Below are 20,550 nucleotides of genomic sequence, written 5' to 3'. Positions count from 1 at the left end.
ATGGCGGCCGCCCCTCTGTCCTGGCGTGCCCGTGCCGCACGGGCGCTGGGCATCCAGGAAACCGAGCTCGCGCCTGCCGCGTGCGGCTTCGCGTTCTTCTTTTTCCTTTTCTGCGGTTATTTCATGCTGCGCCCCATCCGGGAAACGATGGGGATCCAGGCGGGCGTGAACCAGTTGCAATGGCTGTTCACCGCCACCTTCCTTGCCACGCTGGCCGTCGTGCCGATGTTTGGCTGGATATCCAACCGCGTGCCGCGCGCCACGCTGGTGACCTGGGTCTACGCCATCTTCGCGCTGACGATGGTGGGCTTTGCCGCCCTGCTCCACCAGCAACCCGGCAGCGTCTGGGCCGCGCGCGCGTTCTACGTCTGGCTATCGGTGTTCAACCTGTTCGTCGTCTCCATCGCGTGGAGCCTCATGGCCGACGTGTTCCGCATGGAATCGGCCAAGCGGCTGTTCGCGCTGATTGCCGCGGGCGCCAGTGCGGGTGGCCTTTGCGGCCCGCTGCTTGGCGCCCTGCTGGCGGGCGTGCTGGGCCCGGCGGGCTTGCTGGTGCTGTCGGCCCTGCTGCTGACCGCCACGCTGCCGCTCAAGCAATGGCTGCTGGCGTGGCGCGCCGCATCCCGGCCCGACGTCGGCCTTGCAGACATGCAGCGTCCCATCGAAGGCGGCATCCTGGCCGGGCTGTCGCGCATCTTCCAGTCCCGTTACCTGCTGGGCATTTCCCTGCTGGTCGTGCTGCTGGCCACCCTGAACACCTTTCTCTACATGGAACAGGCGCGGCTGGTCGCGGACGCGTTCCCCGACACCGCCCAGCGCATCCGTGTCTTCAGCGCGCTGGATTTCACCGTGCAGACGCTCGCACTGCTGTCGCAGATCTTCATCACCGGGCGCGTGGCCGCCCGCCTGGGATTGCGGTTCCTGCTGACTGCCGTCCCGCTGGCGGTGGCGGTCGCCTTTCTGGCGCTGGCGGCCTTCCCCGTGTTCGCCGTGCTGGCGGCCGCCATGATCCTGCGCCGCGCCGGCGAGTATGCGCTGATCCGGCCAGGGCGCGAGATGCTGTTCACGGCGGTCACGCCCGAGGACAAGTACAAGACAAAGAACGTCATCGACACCGTGGTCTATCGCGGCGGCGACGCCGCCAGCGGCTGGGTGAAGGCCGGCATCGACACGCTGGGTTACGGCGCGGCACTGATCGCCCTGTTGGGCGCGGTGGTGGCGCTGTGCGCGGCTGCAGTGGGTCATGGGTTGGGCAAGCAGGCCGACCGGCGAAACGGCGATCTTGATTAGATTTAATTAAATAACCATGTGATTCAACCAAACGGCAGCCGCGGCGTGCGGTCGCACAATGGCGCAGCCCTCAACGCCTCGGGAAACGTCATGAAACGCTCTGCCTGCCTTGCCGCCCTGTTGCTTTGCCTCGCCGCCCCTCTTGCGCACGCCGATTACCCCGAACGCGCCATCACGCTGATCGTGCCGGCCGCCGCGGGCGGCAATGCCGACATCACGGCCCGCCTCATCGGCCAGGAAATGAGCCGCCTGCTTGGACAGCCGGTCGTCGTTGAAAACCGCGTGGGCGCCGGCGGCCGCATCGGCACGCAAGCCGTGGTCCGGGCCCCCGCGGACGGTTACACCATCGGCTATGCCCACGTCGGCACGCTGGTGCTGCACCGCTACCTCTTCAAGCAGCAGCTATACGATCTGGACCGTGACCTGAAACCCATCGGCCTGGTTGCCGAGACGCCCAACGTGATCGTCGTGAACGCCGCCTCGCCGTATCGGGACCTGAAAGGCTTCATCGAGGCCAGCCGCGCGCAGCCGGACCGCCTGACCATGACCTCGGCGGACCCGGGCACGACCAGCGAAGTGGGCGTCAAGCTCTTCATTGCCCAGACCGGCGCCGCCGTGCGCCAGATTCCGTACAAGGCCACCGCCGCGCAGCTCTCGGACCTGCTGGGCGGCCATGTGGATTCCATGATGGAAAACCTGCCGCCCTTGATCGGCAATCTGAAGGACGGGCGCCTGCGCGCGCTGGCCGTGACCACCCGCAAGCGCGCCGCGTCCAATCCCGACGTGCCAACGGTGGCCGAACAGGGCTATCCGGATTACGAGCAGTCCGCGTGGAGCGCGCTGGTTGCCCCGGCAGGCACGCCGCCCGCCGCGATCTCGCGGCTGAACGCCGCGCTGAATCAGGCGCTGCGCTCCGACGCCGTGAGCCGGGAGTTGCGCAGCCGCTCTCAGGAGCCCCTGGGCGGCACGCCGCAGGATGTTCAGGCCCAGATCAAAAAGGAGCTGCCCAAGTGGGAAAGCATCATCAAGGCCGCCACGCTGGATTGACCTGCGCCCCCGCGCGTCCGACGCCTTTCCCCGGAGCCCCCGCATGGCCAGCGTAACTCGCGAGGATTTTTCCGTGGCCGCCGCCACCAACGCGTCGGCATACCGTCGCATCACGATTCCCGTCCTGCGGATCGAGGCAGGCCCGGGGCCCGCCGTCGCGCTGATCGCCGGCGTGCACGGCGACGAATGGGAAGGCCAGGCCGCCATCCTGGATCTGTGGCATCAGTTGCCGGACATCCTGCAGCGCGGCACCGTCTATCTGCTGCCCGCGGTCAACGCGGAAGCATCGCTTGCCGGCACCCGGCTGTCCCCGTCTGACGGCGGCAACCTGAACCGCGCCTTCCTCGGCGAACCAGCGCGCGGCTACACCGAAAGCGTGGCAGCCGCCCTGGAAGCGCGCCTGCTGCCCCGCGTACAGGCCCTGGTGGACGTGCACAGCGGCGGCGCGTCGCTGCGCTACCTGCCGTCGTCGGTCATCACCCGCTACGGCAACGACCCCTACGACGAACGCCTGCCCGCGCTCGCGCGCGCGTTCGGGCTGCCCGACTGCGTGTTCTTTCGTGGCGGCGAAGCCGGTTCCATGCCCGCCGCAGCCAGCCGGCACGGCGTGCTGCGTCTGTCTGCCGAGATCGGCGGCGGCCGAGAGACCAGCCAGTTGCTGGCGGACCGTTGCCGGGACGGATTGCTGGGCTGCCTGGCCGAACTGGGGCTGCTGCCTGGCCGGGCGCCCGCCTCCGCCGCGCAAGTCCGCCTCTACGACCTCGACACGCCCGCCGCGACGCTGCGGTCACGTGAATCCGGCGTCTTCGTCCCCGCCGTGGAACTGGGACAATCCGTGGACGCGCACCAGCGCATCGGACGCCTGATCGAACCGGCACGGCCCGACGCCCCGCCGCGCGCCCTGCTCAGCCCGCAGGCCGGCACGGTGGTGTGCCTTCGACCCATCGCGCGCAGCGACGACGGCGATTGCCTGCTGCAGGTCGCCCCCGCCCTCCCCTTGGACGCTCTTGCAACAAGATACTGACTCATGCAGATGAACCCCAGATTGACCGGCCTGCGCTGCATCCGCTGCGCAACCCTTTGGCCCGCAGGCGACTACCCCGAAGGCTGTCCCGCTTGCCTGGCGGCTGGCCACCCCGCCACGCTGGAGTGCCAGTATGACGCGCACGCGGTGGACGAGGTCATGCCGCTGCCCGTGCTGTCGCCCGTGACGTTGGGCGAAGGCAGCACGCCTTGCCTTGCCGCGCCCGACCTGGCGCGTGAAGAAGGCGTGGGCGCGTTGTGGCTCAAGTGCGAAAGCGCCAATCCCACAGGCAGCCACAAGGACCGCATGTCGGCGCAGTTGGTATCGCGCGCGCGGCTGGCTGGCGCCACCCGCGTGGCGGCGGCTTCCAGCGGCAACGCGGGCGTGTCGCTGGCCGCGTACTGCGCCGCGGCGGGCCTGGAAGCCGACATCGCCATCACCCGCAACTGCCCGCCACTGCAACGCGAAGCCATGGAGCGCTTCGGCGCGCGGCTGCGGGCGTTCGAAGACAGCCTGGGCCGCTGGCCCTACGTGGCCGACCTGTGCCGCAACCACGGCGCATTCGCGGGCACGAACTACCTGAATCCGCCGGTGGGCACGCATCCCTACGGCGTTGAAGGCTACAAGCCCATCGCCCAGGAGATCCTGGACGACTGCGGCGTGCCCACGGACATCATCGTGCCGACGGCGCGCGGCGACCTGCTGTGGGGCATCTACCTGGGCTGGCAGCACCTCTTGGCGGCTGGCCGCATTACGCGCCTGCCCCGGCTACACGCCGTGGAACCCTACGCCCGGCTGTCACGCGCACTCACGACCGGCGATGCCCGAGGCCAGTGGGAAAGCGCGACACAGCAATACTCCATTGCGGGCGGCACGTGCACGCTGCAGGCCCTGGAGGCGCTGTCGCGCTCGGGCGGCATGCCGGTGGAGACATCCGATGCGCAAGCCGGCGACGCGCGCCTGCGCCTTGAACGCATGGGCCTGGGTGCGGAATTATCGTCGGCCGCCGCCCTGGCGGCCGTGGCGCGGCTCAGGCGCGCCGGCAAGCTCGACGCGGAGTCGGCGGTGGTGTTGATGCTGACCTCGGACGGGCGCCGGGGCTGACCGCCACTGCTACACGCCGAATCGATCGATCAGCGGGGCCAGGGCGGCGCGCAGGCACGTCGCCCAGAACTTGCCGGCTTCGGACAAAGGGCGGCTGCCATGCACGATCATGTGGCATTCGAAATGCACGGCGGCTTGAAGCGGCCGGAAGCTGAGTCCCGCAGCCTCCATGCCTAGCGCCGTTGCCGGATTGGCGATGCCCACGCCATGCCCCGCCAGCGCAAGCTGACAGACCGTGCTGGAATACGGCGTCTCGATCGCGACACGCAAGCTTTGGCCGGCCTGGCGCAACAGCGCATCCAGCCGCTTGCGCGAGCCGTCCTCGGCGTTCAGCGCAATCACATCGACGTCGGCCAACTGCGAAAAATTCACCGACTCCAGCCGCGCCAGCGCGTGTCCGGCCGGAAACACCGCCACCGCCCGCAAGCTTGCCAGTCGATGCCCGCGCAACCCTTCCAGTTCGGATTCGTCGGCCACTGCCGCCAGATCCAGCTCGCCAGACACCACCATGTCGCGCAAGGTGTTGGAATCGCGTATCTGCAAGTAAAGCGGCGTATCGGGGTAGCGCACGCGAAAGCGCGAGATGGCGTCGGTGACGATGGCGCCGCTGTAGGCGTGGATGCAGCCGATCCGCAGCCGCGGCTGCGCGGCGCCGCGTATCGCCCGGATCTTGCGTCCCAGGCTTTCCAGTCCGACATTCAGGCGGCGGATCTCTTCGTACAGGAGGGTAGCCTCGGGCGTGCGTTGCATCCGCTGGCGCACGCGCTCGAAAAGGCGCAGCTCGATGCTGGCTTCCAGCGCGGCCAGCGTCGCGCTGACGGTTGCGGGCGACACGTCCAGACGCCGCGCGGCAGCGGTCACGCTTTCGGTTTCGTAGACCGTGCGGAAGGTTTCGACCTGCTTGAGCGTGAACGTCATGAGGCCGGGCCGCAATCAGATGCGCTGCAGGTCCAGCAGCACGCGCCGCGTGGAAAGCGGACGGCCCGCCAGAATTTCGGCCAGGCGCGCGCGCAGGTCGGTGCGCAGCGCGGGCTCGATCGCCGGATCGTCGAAATCGGGCGGCGCTTCGTCCACGCCGTAGCCCGTCTCGCGCAGCAGAGTCCACTCAAATCGGCGCAGCGCACCGGCCGCGCGGGTGCCGGCGGACAATTGCTGCAGCGCCATGTCATACGCATCGAACAGCAGCGGGTGGGCGTCCTCGCGGGGCAGAAGGCGCAGAAGCAGTTCGTTCATGTACCACGCCGACATCAGCGCGGCGCCGGCCAGCGGCCGGATGCCGGCGATCTCGGCGCGGGTCAGCGTCTTGACCTCGCCGTTGCCGGTCCATGACAGCAGTAGCGGCTGAAAAGCTGACAGGACGGGGCGCAAAACGGAATAAGGGCGCTTGGCGCCCTTGGCGACCATGGCCACGCAGCCGTGATCGCGGGAGAAGGTCTGAACAATCAGAGAGGTTTCACGCCACGCCGTGGCGTGGAGCATGAACCCCGGGCGATCCTGGACGCGTGGCGCCCGTCTACTCATAACCCAGATCGCGCAGCGCACCCTCGCGGTCGGACCAGCCCTTGCGCACCTTGATGTAAACCTCCAGATGCACGGGCTTGTCCAGCAGTTTGGCGATGTCCTGCCGCGCCTCCGTGGCGATCCGCTTCATGTGCATGCCGCCGGTGCCCAGCAGGATCGGCTTGTGGCTGTCGCGTTCAACGACGACACAGGCATTGATGGTGGCGCCCTTGGCAGTCTCTTCCCATTGCTCGATGACGACCGTGCAGCCATAGGGCAGTTCGTCGCCCACCAGGCGGAAGATCTTTTCGCGCACGAGTTCGGCCGCGATGAAGCGCATGGGACGATCGGTGAGCGTATCTTCCTCGAACATCGGCTCGCCTTCCGGCAGGCGCGACGCGATTTCGTCGAGCAGTTGATCCAGTTGCTGGTTCTTGGTGGCGCTGACAGGCACCACCGCGCCGAACGGATGCTGCGCCATGATCTTGGAGACGAACGCGAACAGGTCGTCGCGGTTCTTCAGGGCGTCGATCTTGGACACCACCAGAATCGTGCGCTCGGGATTGGGCAGGAGCGGCAGCAACTTGGCGTCGCCCTCCGACCACTTGCCGGCTTCCACCACATGCACCACCACGTCGACGTCGGCCAGCGCCTGCGTCACGACGCGGTTCATCATGCGGTTCATGGCCCCGCCGTGGCGGGTCTGGAAACCCGGAGTATCGACGAACACGAACTGTTCGTGCTCGCGCGTGAGCACACCGTGGATGCGGTGGCGGGTGGTCTGCGCCTTGCGCGAGACGATGGAGATCTTGGAACCGATCAGGGCGTTCGTCAGCGTGGATTTACCCACATTGGGGCGGCCAACGATGGCAACGAAGCCGGTACGAAAAGGGGTATCGCTCATTTAGTCTCTTGAGCCACTGCCACGGGCAGCGACAATTGCGCGGTTTTGCGCGCCTTGCCCGATTTGCGGGCAGCCTTGGCGGCCGGGCTGACGGCCAGCGCGGCCTCAAGCGCCAGCTTGGCCGCGGATTGCTCGGCGGCGCGACGGCTGGCGCCAGGCGCCATCACCTTGATATCGAGCGCCGGAATGGCGCATTCGACTTCGAACTGCTGGCTGTGGGCCGCGCCGTGCGTGGCCACCACCGTATACAGCGGCAGGGCCATCTTGCGGCCCTGCAGGAATTCCTGGAGCAGGGTCTTGGCGTCCTTGCCAAGCGTCTTGGGATCCACCGACGCCAGCACCGGCTGGTACTGGCGCACAATCACGCGGCGCGCCGCGTCAAAGCCCGCATCCAGGAAGACGGCGCCGAAGATGGCCTCGACCGTGTCGGCCAGGATGGAAGGCCGGCGGAATCCACCGCTCTTGAGCTCGCCCTCGCCCAGGCGCAGGTACTGGGACAACTCCAGCCGCTGGGCGATGTCGGCCAGCGATGCCTGTTTGACCAGGTTGGCGCGCAGGCGCGACAGATCGCCCTCGTCGATCTTCGAGTAGCGTTCGAACAGCATCGCCGCCACGACGAAGTTCAGCACGGAATCCCCAAGGAATTCCAATCGCTCGTTATGGCGCGCCCCGTGACTGCGGTGCGTCAGCGCCTGTTCAAGCAAGGCTGGATCACCGAAGTGGTGATCCAGGCGGTTTTCTAGCGTGGCTAGCGACATAATCAGTTGAATCGGCCGATGCGGCTCAGATCGCTGAAGTTCATCCAGATGAAGAAGGCGCGGCCGACGATGTTGGCTTCCGGGACAAACCCCCAATACCGGCTATCCGCGCTGTTGTCCCGATTATCGCCCATGGCGAAATAATTCCCTTCGGGTACTTTGCAGCGTACCCCATTGTGGCTGTATTGGCAGTTTTCGCGGTAGGGAAAACGCCACTCCTGCGGGGTATAGCGTTGAGGAACATTCTCATCGAGCAGGATCTTGTGCTCAACGTCGCCTAACTTCTCTTTATATTGCGCAATATACGACACACGATCCGGCTCGAAATAGTCGCCATCGCGCACATGCGGCACCAGTTCGCCATTGACATACAGCTTCTTGTCGATGTATGCGACCTCGTCGCCGGGCAGGCCCACCACGCGCTTGATGTAATCGACGTCCGGATCCACCGGATACCGGAACACGAACACGTCGCCGCGCTGCGGCGAGCCGATGGGAATGACCTTCTTGTCGATCACCGGCAGGCGAAGGCCATAGCTGAATTTGTTCACCAGAATCAGATCGCCCGATTGCAGCGTGGGCAGCATCGATCCGGACGGAATGCGAAACGGCTCGACGACAAACGAGCGCAGCATGAACACGAACAGAATGACGGGGAAAAAGCTGACCGCGTACTCGACCCACCAGGGCACGCGCCGGGCAGCGTCGCCAGCTTCGCGCCGCAGACGCTCGGCCTCTTGCGCGTCGCCCACCAACGCCGTGTCGTACTGCGCCATCGCGGCCTGCGCCCGGCGCTCTCGCCCCTTGCGCAGCACGGCCAGATCGAGCGCCCAGATGACGCCGGTAACCACCAGCAGAATAAAAAGGATCAGGGCAAAGTTCCAACTCATCAGCTAATCGCCTTCTGGGGTTCTATTTGTCTTCCACTTGCAGGATGGCAAGGAACGCCTCCTGCGGAATTTCCACGCTGCCCACCTGCTTCATGCGCTTCTTGCCCGCCTTCTGCTTTTCAAGCAGCTTCTTCTTGCGCGAGATATCGCCGCCGTAGCACTTGGCCAGCACATTCTTGCGCAGCGCCTTCACGTTCTCGCGCGCAATGATTTCCGCGCCGATGGCCGCCTGGATGACCACGTCGAACATCTGGCGCGGGATCAGGCCGCGCATGCGCGTCACCACATCGCGCGCGCGGTGGCGCGCATTGCTGCGGTGGACGATGACGGCCAGCGCATCGACGCGGTCGTTGTTGATCAGCAGGTCGACACGCACCACGTCCGCGGAGCGGTACTCCAGGAATTCGTAGTCCATCGACGCATAACCGCGCGACACCGACTTCAGCTTGTCGAAGAAGTCGAGCACGATTTCGGCCAGCGGGATCTCATAGACCAGATGGACCTGGCGGCCGTGGTAGCTCATGTTGACCTGCACGCCGCGCTTGTTGTTGCACAGCGTCATGACGGGGCCCACATAGTCCTGCGGCATGAACAGCGTGACCTTCACGATGGGTTCGCGAATGTCCTGGATCTTGCCGATCTCGGGCATGCGCGAGGGGCTTTCCACGGTGATCACGGACCCGTCGCGCTGCTCGACCTCGTACACCACCGACGGCGCGGTGGTGATGATGTCCATGTCGAATTCGCGCTCCAGGCGCTCCTGCACGATTTCCATGTGCAAGAGGCCCAGGAAGCCGCAGCGGAACCCGAAGCCCAGCGCTTGCGACACCTCGGGCTCGAACATCAGCGCGGCGTCGTTGAGCTTGAGCTTTTCGAGCGAATCGCGCAGCTGGTCGTATTCGGAGCTCTCCACCGGATACAGGCCGGCGAACACCTGCGGCTTGACTTCCTTGAAGCCCGGCAGCGGGTTGGCGGCCGGCTTGTTGGCCAGCGTCACCGTATCGCCGACCTTGGCGTCTTCCAGTTGCTTGATGCCGGCGATGATGAAGCCCACCTCGCCCGCCGACAGATGCGGACGCTGCTGCGACTTGGGCGTGAACACGCCCGTCTGCTCGCACAGGTGGGTGGCGCCGGACGCCATCAGCAGGATCTTGTCCTTGGGCTTGAGCACGCCGTTGATGATGCGCACCAGCATGACCACGCCGACGTAGTTGTCGAACCACGAATCGATGATCAGCGCCTGCAGCGGCGCGTCGGGATCGCCTTTGGGCGCGGGAACGCGGGCAACGATGGTTTCCAGGATCTCGTCGATGCCCATGCCGGTCTTGGCGCTGGCCAGCACCGCGTCCGAGGCGTCAATGCCGATCACGTCCTCGACTTCCTGGCGCGCGCCTTCGGGATCGGCCTGCGGCAGGTCCATCTTGTTCAGCACCGGCACGACTTCCACGCCCAGCTCAATCGCGGTGTAGCAGTTGGCCACGGTCTGCGCTTCCACGCCCTGCGACGCGTCCACCACCAGCAGCGCGCCTTCGCAGGCGGACAGGGAACGGCTGACTTCGTACGAGAAGTCCACGTGCCCCGGGGTGTCGATCAGGTTCAGGTTGTAGATCTTGCCGTCCTGCGCCTTGTAATGCAGGGCAGCCGTCTGGGCCTTGATGGTGATGCCGCGCTCGCGCTCGATTTCCATGGAATCGAGAACCTGCGCCGACATCTCGCGATCCGCCAGTCCGCCGCAGCGCTGGATCAGGCGATCAGCCAGGGTCGACTTGCCATGATCGATGTGGGCAATGATGGAAAAGTTGCGGATATGCTGCATGCTTGAATTTATAAGGGACGGAACAGACGGCATATTGCCGGGAGACACCGCCGCCGGAGTGTGCACGGCCGAGGTGTGAGGCGCTGACGGGCTAGGCCCGGACATAACTGAGGGGGCGCCTGGCGCCCCCTCTTGCGGCAACCAGCCATTTTAGCCGGTCTTGAGCCATTTTATTTGTCACGGCTGCGCCCCGGGACAAAAAGCGCCCTGAGATACCAGCGCCCGCCGGTGTCCGGCCGAGCCGCCGGCCGGACCTGGCGCCCGAGGGCACCGGCCGGCAGGGCCGTCACATCACTTGCCGGCAGGTACCGCCACCCACTGCGTCTGGTCGCCGCGGCGCACCAGCAGACCCGTCGCGCGGCTCTTGTCCAGCTTGGCGACCAGTTCGCCGAACTGCTTGGCGCCGGTCACGTCGGTGTCGTTCAGGGCCAACACGATGTCGCCTTCCTGCAGGCCCGCCTTCCCGGCCGCGCCATCGGCAACCTTGACCTGGACGCCGCCCTTGATGCGCAGTTTCTTCTGGACATCGGCCGGCACGTCGATGACGCTCAGGCCCAGCGCGTTCGTGACTTCGGGTTCGGGCGCGGGCTTCTTGCCGGCGCCTGCCGCCTTCTCGGCCGGGATCTCACCGACCTTGACCGACAGCGTCATGCTCTTGCCCTTGCGCCAGATTTCCATGTCGGCGCGCGTGCCCGGCTTGGTCTCACCGACGATGCGCGGCAGATCGGACCAGCGCTTGATGGGTTCCTTGTTGAACTTCAGGATCACGTCGCCCGGCTGCACGCCCGCCTGCTCGGCAGGACCCTCGGCTTCGACGCTGCTGACCAGCGCGCCTTCGGCCTTGGGCAGGCCGATGGCCTCGGCCACATCCTTGCCGACTTCGCCGATCTGCACGCCAACGCGGCCGCGCGTGACCTTGCCCGTCGTGCGAAGTTGCTCCACGACGCGCATGGCTTCGTCGATCGGAATGGCCAGCGAGATGCCCATGAAGCCGCCGCTGCGCGAGATGATCTGGGAGTTGATGCCCACGACCTCGCCGTCCAGGTTGATGAGCGGACCGCCCGAATTGCCGGGATTGACCGCAACGTCGGTCTGGATGAACGGCAGGTATTCGCCAGTATCGCGGCCGATGGCGCTGACGATGCCGGAGGTCACGGTGGAGTCCAGGCCGAACGGCGAGCCGATGGCCAGCACCCACTGACCCTTCTTCAGCGTCTTCGGGTTGCCGATGACCAGCGGTGTCATGTCCTTGGCTTCGATCTTGATGAGCGCCACGTCCGTGCGCTCGTCCGTACCGATGACCTTGGCCTTGAACTCGCGTCCGTCGGTCAGCGTGACATAGATGTCCGTCGCGTCGACCACGACGTGGTTGTTGGTCAGGATGTAGCCGTCGGCTGAGATGAAGAAGCCCGACCCCACGCCGCGCGGCACGGTGCGCTCTTCGGGCGGCGTCGGCTGCGGACGCTGGCGCGGATTGGGCGATTGGCCGGGAGGCTGGAATTCGGGGCCGAAGAACCAGCGGAACAGTTCGTAGGGATCGCTGCCGCCGGGGCCATTGCCCCCGCGCACGGGCACGGTGGCCGTGGTGCGGATGTTGACGACGGCCGGATCGGCCTTTTCAACGATAGCCGTGAAATCGGGCAAACCGACCGCGGCCGGCGCCGTCGTCTGCGCCACCGTCACGGGCACATAGGCGGTGGACAGCATCGTCCCCGCCGCGACAGCCGCCAGAAAGCGCCGGAAAAAAGCGTTCGAGACCGTCATTGCTTTCATATGTCACTCCGAAATTGCTGCTTGCGGAACGGCGGGAATCATTTGGCCCCGCCCTCCGCGGGTGCGGCTGCCGCGGGTGCGGGCGGCACGTACTCAGTGGCTTGCGCAAGTTGTTCCAGCGTGGCGGCGGGCACTTCGCCGACCGCCGTCAACCAGAAGTCCGCGATGCGCGCGCCATAGACGTTGATCGCGCCGCGCTGCGACGCGCCATGCAACGGCTGGTGATTGCGCTGGCTGTCGTAGGGCTCGATGAAGACCGAAATCGCCGCCAGGCCGTCGGACAGCACCATCTGGCTGACGGGCGATCCGCGCTTCATGGCGCGCGACACCTGCATGATCGTCTTGAAGCCATCGGGCGCCGGAATGCGCCATCCCTGGGCCGCAAGGTCCACGGGCTTCATGTTGGCCTCGAGCACCTTCCAGTCACGCGTGTTCCAGCGCGAGGACAGCGACTGCGGATCCACTTCGGAACCCAATCGCAGCGAAGTGAACGACACCTGCTCGACCACGCCGCGCGCGGCGTTCAGCGTCTGGGCCTTCAGCAGCAGATTGGTTTCGACGTCCGCGCACAGGCGATAGCCATAGCGCAGCTTGTCCAGGGGTTCGATCGTGATGAGCCGGCATTCGCGGCCCGCGACGCGATGCGGCGTGGGCTCGGTGCGGATCTTGTAGTGTTCGGACAGATTGGCGGCGTCGCCCAGCAGCAGGCCGGGAAAGCGATCGCCGCGGCGGCGCTCGATCAGCACCGTCTTGCGCTCGGGGATCAGGCACTGCACATCGTCGTTGTGACGCAGGTATTCGCGCGGCTGGCCGTCAAGAATCTCGAGGCGTTCGCGCTCACCGGTGCCGTCAAGGACATGCACCAGGCGCGAGGACTGGATCACATCGCCCTGCTGATACATGAAGACGCCGGCGTAATCCTGCTTGCGGGCCGCCTGCTGGATGCGCGTGAGCAGTTGCACCACGTCTTCGGTCTGGCCGGCTGGCGTGGCGCCGGCGGCGGCCGCGGGACCGTGCGCGGCAAGGAAAGCAGTCAGGAGCGTGGCGGCGAACCAGCCGGCGCGGTAAGCGTGCCACGAGGCAGCGCGTCCCAATACCGGCCAGCGTGATGCAAGCACAAGCGCCATCAGCGTCCCGCTCCGCCATCGAACGACACCTGGCGGACCGCGCTGGGGCCGGCCATCTGGCGATGGGCCTCCAGGTAATCACGCAGGCCCGAGTCGTCGGACGCCGAGGCCGAGCCCGACGAACTGGCGTCGGCCAGCACGCGGACGTCCGTCGAAGGCGAGCCGGTGACGTACGGCTGCGCCACCCATGCGACCGTGGCCACGGCGGCGGCGACGGCCAGGCCCGACAGGCCCATGCGCAAAGGAGAGCGGCGCCGAGGCGCCGCTACGATGGGCAATTCCGCGTCCAACGCGCGCGCCAGCCGGGCCGAAAAGGCCGCGCTGGGCGTCAGCGCCAGATCGGCGTTGCGCAGGGAATCACCAATCAGATGATAGGTGTCCCAAGTCTGACGTCCCTCTTTGGACAACAGACTGGGAAGAATATCGTCGGAATCCTCTCCGTCCATCCAGGCGGAAACCGATTCTTCCCAGGAAGACTCGGTGATTTCAACGGATTTGGCTGCTATTTGCATGACTGCCACTCCTTACCAGCGACGCTCGACATCGGTGTCGAGCAGTGGACGCAACTTGGTGGCAATGGCTTCACGCGCACGAAAAATGCGGGAGCGCACCGTACCGATCGGGCAGTCCATGCTCTGGGCGATGTCTTCGTAACTCATACCTTCGATTTCACGCAGGACAATTGCGGTGCGCAATTCTTCAGGCAATTCCTCAATGGCCGCGTTCACCGTCTCGGCGATTTCGCGGCTGGCAACCATGGATTCCGGCGTGCTTATATCCGTTAGGTTGTCGGTTTCGTTAAAAGTTTCACCGTCTTCCGTTTCAATCGCATTGGGTGCGCTGGGGCGGCGTCCCTGCGAGGCAAGCCAGTTGCGCGCGGTGTTGATGGCGATGCGGTAAAGCCAGGTGTAGAAGGCGCTTTCGCCACGGAATTGGGGCAAGGCGCGGTAGGCCTTGATGAAGGCTTCCTGCGCCACATCCTCGATTTCGGCCGGATCGCGGATCATGCGGGCGAGCAGGCGGAGAATCTTGCGCTGGTATTTCAGCACCAGGAGATCGAAGGCCTTCTTGTCGCCCCGCTGCACGCGCGCTACGAGCTCTGCGTCGACTTCGCGTTCGCTCATGAGGCCTCCCGCAAACGACGCGCAGGTTGTGCCTGCCGCGCCGTGCCCGCGACGAGGCGCAGACGGCGCCAGGATTCGGGTCGCAACGTGTGCTTCCAGACGGTGAGGGTGATTTTGCTGGTGGTAAAGGCCGTACTCCCGGTGGGCAAGGGCTGCAAAACAAGCGTCAGCCACGCTGGCCCCCGTTGCTGATCCAGCAGCAGCGCATCCTGCCAGCCTTGCGGCCGGCGTAGCTGCCAATGGTCAGCCCCGGTCGCGGTGCGTAGCGCCGTTACCGGGGACGGGGTGCTCCGTGCCGAGTGTAACAGCCCGGCCAACAGAAACAGAAGCGCGAGCGACGCGGCGGCCATCCAGGCATGACCCTGCCAGGATGCCGCCGTCAGCACGCAGGCCACGGCCGCGGACAGGGCCAGCCCGAAGAGCGCGACGGCGCTCCTGGGCGGCGAGACTGGCACGCGGAATGACCAGCGCCCCCCGACCGAGCCTTCCAAATCAGACCCGGCGAACGGCCATCGAGCCGTTGGTGCCGCCAAAGCCGAACGAATTGGACAGGCCCACGTCGATCTTCATCGGCCGCGCCTCGTTGGCGCAGTAATCCAGATCGCATTCCGGATCCTGATTGAAGATGTTGATCGTCGGGGGCGAAACCTGGTTGTAGACGGCCAAGGTCGTGAACACGGCTTCGATGCCGCCGGCCGCGCCCAGCAGGTGGCCCGTCATGGACTTGGTCGAGTTGACCACCAGCTTCTTGGCGTGGTCGCCGAACGCCAGCTTCAGCGCATCGGTTTCGTTCTTGTCGCCCAGCGGCGTGGACGTGCCGTGCGCGTTGACGTATTGGACGTCTTCGGGATTCAGGCCGCCGTTGCGCAGCGCGTTGATCACGCCGCGGCGCGGGCCGTCCTTGTCCGGCGCGGTGATGTGGTGAGCGTCGGAGCTCATGCCGTAGCCAGCCAGTTCACCGTAGATGCGCGCGCCGCGCTTCTTGGCGTGCTCGTACTCTTCCAGAACCAGGACGCCTGCGCCCTCGCCCAGCACAAAGCCGTCGCGGTCGCGGTCCCAGGGACGCGAAGCGGTCTGAGGGTCATCGTTGCGGGTCGACAGCGCGCGCATGGCGGCAAAGCCGCCGATGCCCAGCGGCGACACGGTCGACTCGGCGCCGCCGGCCACCATGACGTCGGCATCGCCGTATTCGATCAGGCGGGCTGCATCGCCGATGCAGTGCAGGCCGGTCGTGCAGGCCGACACCACGGCGTAGCTGGGGCCCTTCATGCCATAGGCGATCGACAGATGCCCGGAAATCAGGTTGATCAGCGAACCCGGCACGAAGAACGGCGAAATGCGCCGCGGGCCCTTGGCAAGGTACTCGACCTGGGTTTCTTCGATGCGCGGCAGACCGCCGATGCCGGACCCCACGATCACGCCGATACGCTCGGCGTTTTCTTCGGTGACTTCCAGGCCGCAATCGCGCCAGGCCTGCATTCCGGCAGCCAGGCCGTAATGGATGAACGTATCCATCTGGCGGGCTTCCTTGGCCGAAATATAGGTACTGATGTCGAAGTCTTTGACTTCGCCAGCAATGTGGGTGGTGATGGCCGAGGGATCGAAACGGGTGATGCGGCTGATGCCAGAACGTCCGTTGACGATATTGTCCCAAGCGGTGGTCAGATCATTTCCTACGGGGGAAACGATACCCAGGCCGGTGATGACGACACGTCGCTTCACGGATGACTCCTCAAACAGACAAAAGAAAGGCGGTTTTCGGGATGCGCTGCGCGTGTGGACCACATGAAGGCAGGCGAGGCGTTATGACGCCTTGCCTGCCGGTGGACCACACGGCACTCCTGAAACCGCCCTGATTCCAGGTTGGCCGACGATATCGGGCAACCAGGACGATATAGGCTGAGCTTACTGCTTACCGTGCGAATTGATGTAGTCAATCGCTTGTTGCACGGTCGTGATCTTTTCGGCCTCTTCGTCGGGGATCTCGGTCTCGAATTCGTCTTCGAGGGCCATGACCAGTTCGACCATGTCGAGCGAATCGGCACCGAGGTCGTCAAGGAAGGAGGACTCGTTCTTGATCTCGGCTTCGTTGACGCCAAGTTGTTCAGCGACGATCTTCTTGACGCGCTGTTCGATGCTTTCCATGCAGATCTCCAATTGGGAAAAATCCCGCGAATTATAGCCAAGCGCGGAGTGATGCAACGCCTGACCGTGACAAAAATAACACCGCGCATTTGTTCTGTCGCCGAGAGCGGCGCGGGAAGACCATGTGCGGCGTTTCCGGAGAATCGCGCCCCGCCTTGCCGGTTGCCCGGCGGCGACGCGCGATTCGTGATTTATTGCATGTACATCCCGCCGTTGACGTGCAGGGTGGTGCCGGTAATGTAACCCGCCTGAGGCCCGGACAAAAAGGCCACGGCATGCGCAATGTCAGTCGGAGAGCCCAGACGGCCCAGCGGAATCTGCTGCAGCAGCGCCGCGGTCTGGTTTTCGCCCAGCGCACGCGTCATGTCGGTATCGATGAAGCCAGGGGCCACGCAGTTCACGGTGATGTTGCGGCTGCCCAGTTCACGCGCCAGCGCACGGGACATGCCCGCCACGCCGGCCTTCGCGGCGGCGTAGTTGGCTTGGCCCGCGTTACCGCTGGAACCCACCACGGAAGTCACGTTGATGATGCGTCCCCAACGAGCCTTCATCATGCTGCGCAGCACGGCGCGCGACAGGCGGAAGACCGACGCGAGGTTGGTGTCAATGACCGCCGACCAGTCGTCGTCCTTCATGCGCATCGCCAGCGTATCACGGGTGATGCCGGCGTTATTGACGAGGATGTGCGGACCGCCGCCTTCCTTACCCAACGCGTCGATCAGCGCATCGCAAGCGGCAGCGTCGGTCACGTCGAGCACCACGCCGCGGCCGCCAAACGGCGCCAGCGCTTCGGTGATGCCGGCCGCGCCCGATTCCGACGTGGCAGTGCCAACGACGGTTGCGCCGCGTGCGGCCAGTTCCAGGGCGATCGCCCGGCCAATGCCGCGCGTGGCGCCCGTGACGAGCGCGATCTTGCCCTGCAGTTCGGTCGAGGTGTTGTCCATTGATCAGTTTCCGTTGACGGCAGCCAAAGCCGCTTCCAGCGAAGCGGGATCGGTGATGGCCAGGCCGGTGAGTTCGGGGTCGATGCGTTTGGTCAGGCCGGTGAGCACCTTGCCGGGACCGCACTCGATGACGTGCGTGATGCCTTGCGCCTTCATGGCGCGCAGGGTTTCGACCCAGCGCACAGGATGCCACGCCTGGCGCACCAGCGCATCGCGGATTGCCCCGGGTTCCGTGGGCGAGGCCACATCGACGTTGTTGATGACCTGCACCTGCGGCGCGGACACGGCGGCGCTGGCAAGCGCGCCAGCCAGCACGTCGGCGGCCGGCTTGAGCAGGCTGGAATGGAACGGCGCGGAAACGGGCAGCAGCAAGGCGCGCTTGGCGCCGGCGGCCTTGGCCAGTTCGCAGGCGCGTTCGACGGCGGCCTTGTGGCCGGCGATCACGACTTGCGCCGGCGCATTGAAGTTGACGGCTTCGACGACTTCGCCTTGCGCGGCTTGCGCACACGCGGCGCGCACGGCATCGTCGTCCAGGCCGAGGATGGCGGCCATGGCGCCGGTGCCGACCGGCACGGCGGCCTGCATGGCATCGGCGCGCACGCGCACCAGGCGCACAGCGTCTTCCAGCGTCAGCGAGCCCGCGGCAGTCAGCGCGGCGTATTCGCCCAGGCTATGGCCGGCCACGACATCAGGCTTGCGGCCGCCCGCGGCCACCCATGCGTTGTAGAACGCCACGCCAGCGGTCAGCATGGCCGGCTGGGTGTTGGTGGTCAGGTTCAGTTGTTCCGCGGGACCCTGCGCGATCAGCGCGCCCAGGTCCTGTCCCAGGGCCTCGGAGGCACGCGCCACGGTGTCGGTGACCGCAGCCACGCCGGACCAGGCGTCCAGCATGCCGACAGCTTGCGAACCCTGGCCAGGAAAGACAAAAGCGATTTTCATGATTGAGCGTGTGGATTGATTCAGTGTCTGTGTGGGATGCCAGGCGCGCTCTCAGGCCGCCGGCGGCACACATGCCGCCGCAGCCCGGGCACGCCCTTACATGCGGGCCAGTACCGAGCCCCAGGTGAATCCGCCGCCGACGCCTTGCATCAGGATGAGCTGGCCCGGCTTGACGCGGCCGTCGCGGCGCGCGGCATCGAGCGCGAGCGGCACGCTGGCCGCGGACGTGTTGGCGTGACTGTCGACGGTGATGACGACCTTCTCGACCGGCACGTCCAGCTTGCGGGCAAGGAAATTCAGAATGCGCACGTTGGCCTGATGCGGGATCAGCCAATCGACGTCGGCAACGGTGACGCCGGCTTCGGCGCAGGTGTCGCGTGCGGAGCGGTCCAGGACGGTGACGGCTTGCTTGAAGACGGCCTGGCCGTCCATGCGCAGGAAAGGATCGCCCGTGACGTCGCCATAAGCGACGTTGCCGGCCGCGCTCAGGATCTTCATCTGGCTGCCGTCGGCATGCAGTTGCGCGGCCATGATGCCGGGCTTGTCGGACGCCTTGAGCACCACGGCGCCTGCGCCGTCGCCGAACAGCACGCAGGTGCTGCGGTCGTTCCAGTCGAGGATGCGCGAGAACACTTCGGCGCCGATCACCAGCGCGCAGCGCGCGCGGCCCGCGCGGATGAAGCTGTCAGCGGTGGTGAGCGCGTAGACGAAGCCGCTGCACACAGCCTGCACGTCGAACGCGGCCGAGCCCTTGGCGCCGAGGTTGGCCTGCACCAGACAAGCCGTGCTGGGGAACACGAAATCGGGGGTGGACGTGGCCACGATGACGAGGTCGATTTCGGAAGCGTCGACGCCCGCATCGGCCAGCGCGCGGCGCGAGGCCTCGGTGGCCAGCTGGCTGGTGGTCACCCCACGCTCGGCCAGATGGCGCTGACGGATGCCCGTGCGCTCGACAATCCATTCGTCCGAGGTGGCGATGTCGCGCGTCGCCAGTTCCGCAGCCAGTTCGTCATTCGAAACCACGCGTTCCGGCAGGAAGCTGCCGGTGCCCGCGATCACGGAGTATTTCATTGCGGTATCCATCAAGCGGTATCCCCAGCCACGTTGGGCGACGCCGCCGAGGGGCGATCGCCGGATTGAACGCGCTTGGTAATTTGAGCGACCGTCTGCGCGGTGCGCTCCAGCAGTTTACTCACTACGGCTTCGCGGGCGCGTTGCAAGGCAAAACCGAAGGCGTAAACGTCCGCGGAACCGTGGCTCTTGATGACCACGCCACGCAAGCCCAGCAAGGCTGCGCCGTTGTAGCGGCGGTTGTCCACGCGGTTGCGCAGGCGGTTCAGCACAGGCTTGGCCACCGCGCCGGCGATCAGCGTGATCAGATTGCGCTTGAACTCTTCGCGAATGATGCTGGACAGCATCTTCGCCAGTCCTTCGACGGACTTGAGCACGACGTTGCCGACAAAGCCGTCGCAGACGACGACGTCGACCGTGCCCTTGAAGATGTCATTGCCTTCGACGTTGCCGTAGAAGTTCAGCGGGCTGCCGCGCAGAAGCTCGGCGGCTTCCTTGACGACTTCGTTGCCCTTGATGACTTCTTCGCCAATGTTCAGCAAACCCACGGTGGGGTTGTCGCGATGGTCCACCGCCTGCGACAGCGCGGCGCCCATGATGGCGAATTGCAGCAGGTGCTCGGCCGTGCAGTCCACGTTCGCGCCAAGGTCCAGCACCGTGGTGGCGCGGCCCGTCTGGTTCGGAATGGACGTGGCGATCGCCGGGCGGTCAATGCCGTCCAGCGTCTTGAGCACATAACGGGAAATGGCCATCCAGGCGCCGGTGTTGCCCGCGGAAACGCAGGCGTCCGCCCGCCCATCCTTGACGGACTGGGCAGCGAGGCGCATGGAGGAGTCTTTTTTGCGGCGCAGGGCGACCTCGACCGGGTCGTCCATGGTGACGACTTCGGAAGCCGCCACGATCTCAATGCGATCGCGCGCCACGTTGCGGTGCTCGGCGAGCGCCGCTTCGATGGCGTCGGGAAGCCCGACCAACAATAGCCGGGTGTCCGGAAATTGCCGGGCGAACTCGATCGCAGCCGGAATCGTGACGGGCAGACCGAAGTCTCCGCCCATACAGTCTATGGCGATGCGTATCACGGGTGCCAGGTATCA

Annotated in this window: 21 protein-coding genes; 4 read left to right on the top strand and 17 right to left on the bottom strand. The window is 65.8% G+C overall.

The genetic code is table 11. The features are described 5' to 3' along the window. The 4 genes from H4P35_RS06100 to H4P35_RS06085 all read left to right on the top strand — a co-directional run bounded on the left by H4P35_RS06100 (position 1) and on the right by H4P35_RS06085 (position 4,465). The gene (locus tag H4P35_RS06100) at positions 1-1,290 is read left to right on the top strand and encodes an NTP/NDP exchange transporter (RefSeq protein ID WP_226848421.1); all 1,290 of its coding nucleotides are present in this window, start codon (positions 1-3) and stop codon (positions 1,288-1,290) included. Between the two features lie 90 nt (positions 1,291-1,380). Beyond that, positions 1,381-2,337, top strand: a complete 957-nt coding sequence (locus H4P35_RS06095; RefSeq protein WP_226848420.1) for a tripartite tricarboxylate transporter substrate binding protein — start codon at positions 1,381-1,383, stop codon at positions 2,335-2,337. 43 nt (positions 2,338-2,380) lie between these two features. Continuing rightward, positions 2,381-3,361 carry a succinylglutamate desuccinylase/aspartoacylase family protein gene (locus H4P35_RS06090; protein WP_226848419.1) on the top strand — a complete coding sequence of 327 codons (981 nt, stop codon included), beginning with the start codon at positions 2,381-2,383 and terminating at the stop codon, positions 3,359-3,361. Between the two features lie 3 nt (positions 3,362-3,364). Then, positions 3,365-4,465, top strand: coding sequence for a pyridoxal-phosphate dependent enzyme (locus H4P35_RS06085; RefSeq protein WP_226848418.1), 1,101 nt, complete (start codon positions 3,365-3,367; stop codon positions 4,463-4,465). A gap of 9 nt (positions 4,466-4,474) precedes the next feature. Here H4P35_RS06085 and H4P35_RS06080 read toward each other — a convergent pair whose 3' ends face one another. From H4P35_RS06080 to plsX, 17 genes are all read right to left on the bottom strand, one after another. Further along, positions 4,475-5,383: a LysR family transcriptional regulator gene (locus tag H4P35_RS06080; protein WP_226848417.1), complete on the bottom strand. Its 909-nt coding sequence runs from the start codon at positions 5,381-5,383 to the stop codon at positions 4,475-4,477. A 15-nt stretch (positions 5,384-5,398) separates the two neighbouring features. Beyond that, positions 5,399-5,986 (bottom strand): DNA repair protein RecO, encoded by a 588-nt coding sequence (gene recO, locus H4P35_RS06075; protein ID WP_175122946.1) that lies wholly within the window; start codon positions 5,984-5,986, stop codon positions 5,399-5,401. Beyond that, on the bottom strand, positions 5,979-6,869 hold the full coding sequence (era, locus tag H4P35_RS06070) for a GTPase Era (RefSeq protein ID WP_056321933.1): 891 nt from the start codon (positions 6,867-6,869) through the stop codon (positions 5,979-5,981). Before era ends, recO begins: the two co-directional genes overlap by 8 nt. After that, the gene (rnc, locus tag H4P35_RS06065; protein ID WP_056321930.1) at positions 6,866-7,627 is read right to left on the bottom strand and encodes a ribonuclease III; all 762 of its coding nucleotides are present in this window, start codon (positions 7,625-7,627) and stop codon (positions 6,866-6,868) included. The genes era and rnc overlap by 4 nt, the downstream gene beginning before the upstream one ends. 2 nt (positions 7,628-7,629) lie before the next feature. Next, on the bottom strand, positions 7,630-8,517 hold the full coding sequence (gene lepB, locus H4P35_RS06060; RefSeq protein WP_056321926.1) for a signal peptidase I: 888 nt from the start codon (positions 8,515-8,517) through the stop codon (positions 7,630-7,632). Between the two features lie 22 nt (positions 8,518-8,539). Continuing rightward, a complete protein-coding gene (lepA, locus tag H4P35_RS06055) occupies positions 8,540-10,333 on the bottom strand; it encodes a translation elongation factor 4 (RefSeq protein ID WP_062840561.1) in 1,794 nt (597 codons plus the stop codon). A 291-nt stretch (positions 10,334-10,624) separates the two neighbouring features. Next, positions 10,625-12,106 (bottom strand): DegQ family serine endoprotease, encoded by a 1,482-nt coding sequence (locus H4P35_RS06050; RefSeq protein ID WP_056321921.1) that lies wholly within the window; start codon positions 12,104-12,106, stop codon positions 10,625-10,627. 38 nt (positions 12,107-12,144) lie between these two features. Further along, on the bottom strand, positions 12,145-13,233 hold the full coding sequence (locus H4P35_RS06045; protein WP_226848416.1) for a MucB/RseB C-terminal domain-containing protein: 1,089 nt from the start codon (positions 13,231-13,233) through the stop codon (positions 12,145-12,147). Beyond that, the gene (locus H4P35_RS06040) at positions 13,233-13,745 is read right to left on the bottom strand and encodes a sigma-E factor negative regulatory protein (protein ID WP_056321916.1); all 513 of its coding nucleotides are present in this window, start codon (positions 13,743-13,745) and stop codon (positions 13,233-13,235) included. The genes H4P35_RS06045 and H4P35_RS06040 overlap by 1 nt, the downstream gene beginning before the upstream one ends. A gap of 12 nt (positions 13,746-13,757) precedes the next feature. Continuing rightward, a complete protein-coding gene (gene rpoE / locus H4P35_RS06035) occupies positions 13,758-14,357 on the bottom strand; it encodes an RNA polymerase sigma factor RpoE (RefSeq protein ID WP_008161984.1) in 600 nt (199 codons plus the stop codon). Then, positions 14,354-14,848, bottom strand: coding sequence for a hypothetical protein (locus tag H4P35_RS06030; RefSeq protein WP_226848415.1), 495 nt, complete (start codon positions 14,846-14,848; stop codon positions 14,354-14,356). The genes rpoE and H4P35_RS06030 overlap by 4 nt, the downstream gene beginning before the upstream one ends. Position 14,849: 1 nt before the next feature. Next, positions 14,850-16,079 (bottom strand): beta-ketoacyl-ACP synthase II, encoded by a 1,230-nt coding sequence (fabF, locus tag H4P35_RS06025; protein ID WP_056321908.1) that lies wholly within the window; start codon positions 16,077-16,079, stop codon positions 14,850-14,852. A gap of 183 nt (positions 16,080-16,262) precedes the next feature. Continuing rightward, complete coding sequence (acpP, locus tag H4P35_RS06020; protein WP_003813816.1) at positions 16,263-16,502, bottom strand: acyl carrier protein; 240 nt, start codon at positions 16,500-16,502, stop codon at positions 16,263-16,265. Between the two features lie 191 nt (positions 16,503-16,693). Further along, entirely contained in the window at positions 16,694-17,446 is a 753-nt protein-coding gene (gene fabG / locus H4P35_RS06015; RefSeq protein WP_056321905.1) for a 3-oxoacyl-ACP reductase FabG, read from the bottom strand. Between the two features lie 3 nt (positions 17,447-17,449). Continuing rightward, positions 17,450-18,385: an ACP S-malonyltransferase gene (gene fabD / locus H4P35_RS06010; protein ID WP_226848414.1), complete on the bottom strand. Its 936-nt coding sequence runs from the start codon at positions 18,383-18,385 to the stop codon at positions 17,450-17,452. A gap of 96 nt (positions 18,386-18,481) precedes the next feature. Then, positions 18,482-19,468, bottom strand: a complete 987-nt coding sequence (locus H4P35_RS06005; RefSeq protein ID WP_056321898.1) for a beta-ketoacyl-ACP synthase III — start codon at positions 19,466-19,468, stop codon at positions 18,482-18,484. Continuing rightward, positions 19,468-20,535 (bottom strand): phosphate acyltransferase PlsX, encoded by a 1,068-nt coding sequence (gene plsX / locus H4P35_RS06000; RefSeq protein ID WP_056321895.1) that lies wholly within the window; start codon positions 20,533-20,535, stop codon positions 19,468-19,470. Before plsX ends, H4P35_RS06005 begins: the two co-directional genes overlap by 1 nt. Positions 20,536-20,550: the final 15 nt, after the last annotated feature.

This window comes from Achromobacter sp. 77, assembly GCF_020541125.1.
GTDB lineage: Bacteria > Pseudomonadota > Gammaproteobacteria > Burkholderiales > Burkholderiaceae_B > Achromobacter > Achromobacter mucicolens.
Note: the sequence above shows the minus strand (reverse complement) of the source record. Positions and strands in the feature narration are given on the sequence as shown.

Excerpts from the sequence above, each read along its gene's own strand:
- H4P35_RS06100 (WP_226848421.1), top strand. The coding sequence starts at position 1 with ATGGCGGCCGCCCCTCTGTCCTGGCGTGCCCGTGCCGCACGGGCGCTG.
- H4P35_RS06095 (WP_226848420.1), top strand. The coding sequence starts at position 1,381 with ATGAAACGCTCTGCCTGCCTTGCCGCCCTGTTGCTTTGCCTCGCCGCC.
- H4P35_RS06090 (WP_226848419.1), top strand. The coding sequence starts at position 2,381 with ATGGCCAGCGTAACTCGCGAGGATTTTTCCGTGGCCGCCGCCACCAAC.
- H4P35_RS06085 (WP_226848418.1), top strand. The coding sequence starts at position 3,365 with ATGCAGATGAACCCCAGATTGACCGGCCTGCGCTGCATCCGCTGCGCA.
- H4P35_RS06080 (WP_226848417.1), bottom strand. The coding sequence starts at position 5,383 with ATGACGTTCACGCTCAAGCAGGTCGAAACCTTCCGCACGGTCTACGAA.
- recO (WP_175122946.1), bottom strand. The coding sequence starts at position 5,986 with ATGAGTAGACGGGCGCCACGCGTCCAGGATCGCCCGGGGTTCATGCTC.
- era (WP_056321933.1), bottom strand. The coding sequence starts at position 6,869 with ATGAGCGATACCCCTTTTCGTACCGGCTTCGTTGCCATCGTTGGCCGC.
- rnc (WP_056321930.1), bottom strand. The coding sequence starts at position 7,627 with ATGTCGCTAGCCACGCTAGAAAACCGCCTGGATCACCACTTCGGTGAT.
- lepB (WP_056321926.1), bottom strand. The coding sequence starts at position 8,517 with ATGAGTTGGAACTTTGCCCTGATCCTTTTTATTCTGCTGGTGGTTACC.
- lepA (WP_062840561.1), bottom strand. The coding sequence starts at position 10,333 with ATGCAGCATATCCGCAACTTTTCCATCATTGCCCACATCGATCATGGC.
- H4P35_RS06050 (WP_056321921.1), bottom strand. The coding sequence starts at position 12,106 with ATGAAAGCAATGACGGTCTCGAACGCTTTTTTCCGGCGCTTTCTGGCG.
- H4P35_RS06045 (WP_226848416.1), bottom strand. The coding sequence starts at position 13,233 with ATGGCGCTTGTGCTTGCATCACGCTGGCCGGTATTGGGACGCGCTGCC.
- H4P35_RS06040 (WP_056321916.1), bottom strand. The coding sequence starts at position 13,745 with ATGCAAATAGCAGCCAAATCCGTTGAAATCACCGAGTCTTCCTGGGAA.
- rpoE (WP_008161984.1), bottom strand. The coding sequence starts at position 14,357 with ATGAGCGAACGCGAAGTCGACGCAGAGCTCGTAGCGCGCGTGCAGCGG.
- acpP (WP_003813816.1), bottom strand. The coding sequence starts at position 16,502 with ATGGAAAGCATCGAACAGCGCGTCAAGAAGATCGTCGCTGAACAACTT.
- fabG (WP_056321905.1), bottom strand. The coding sequence starts at position 17,446 with ATGGACAACACCTCGACCGAACTGCAGGGCAAGATCGCGCTCGTCACG.
- fabD (WP_226848414.1), bottom strand. The coding sequence starts at position 18,385 with ATGAAAATCGCTTTTGTCTTTCCTGGCCAGGGTTCGCAAGCTGTCGGC.
- H4P35_RS06005 (WP_056321898.1), bottom strand. The coding sequence starts at position 19,468 with ATGGATACCGCAATGAAATACTCCGTGATCGCGGGCACCGGCAGCTTC.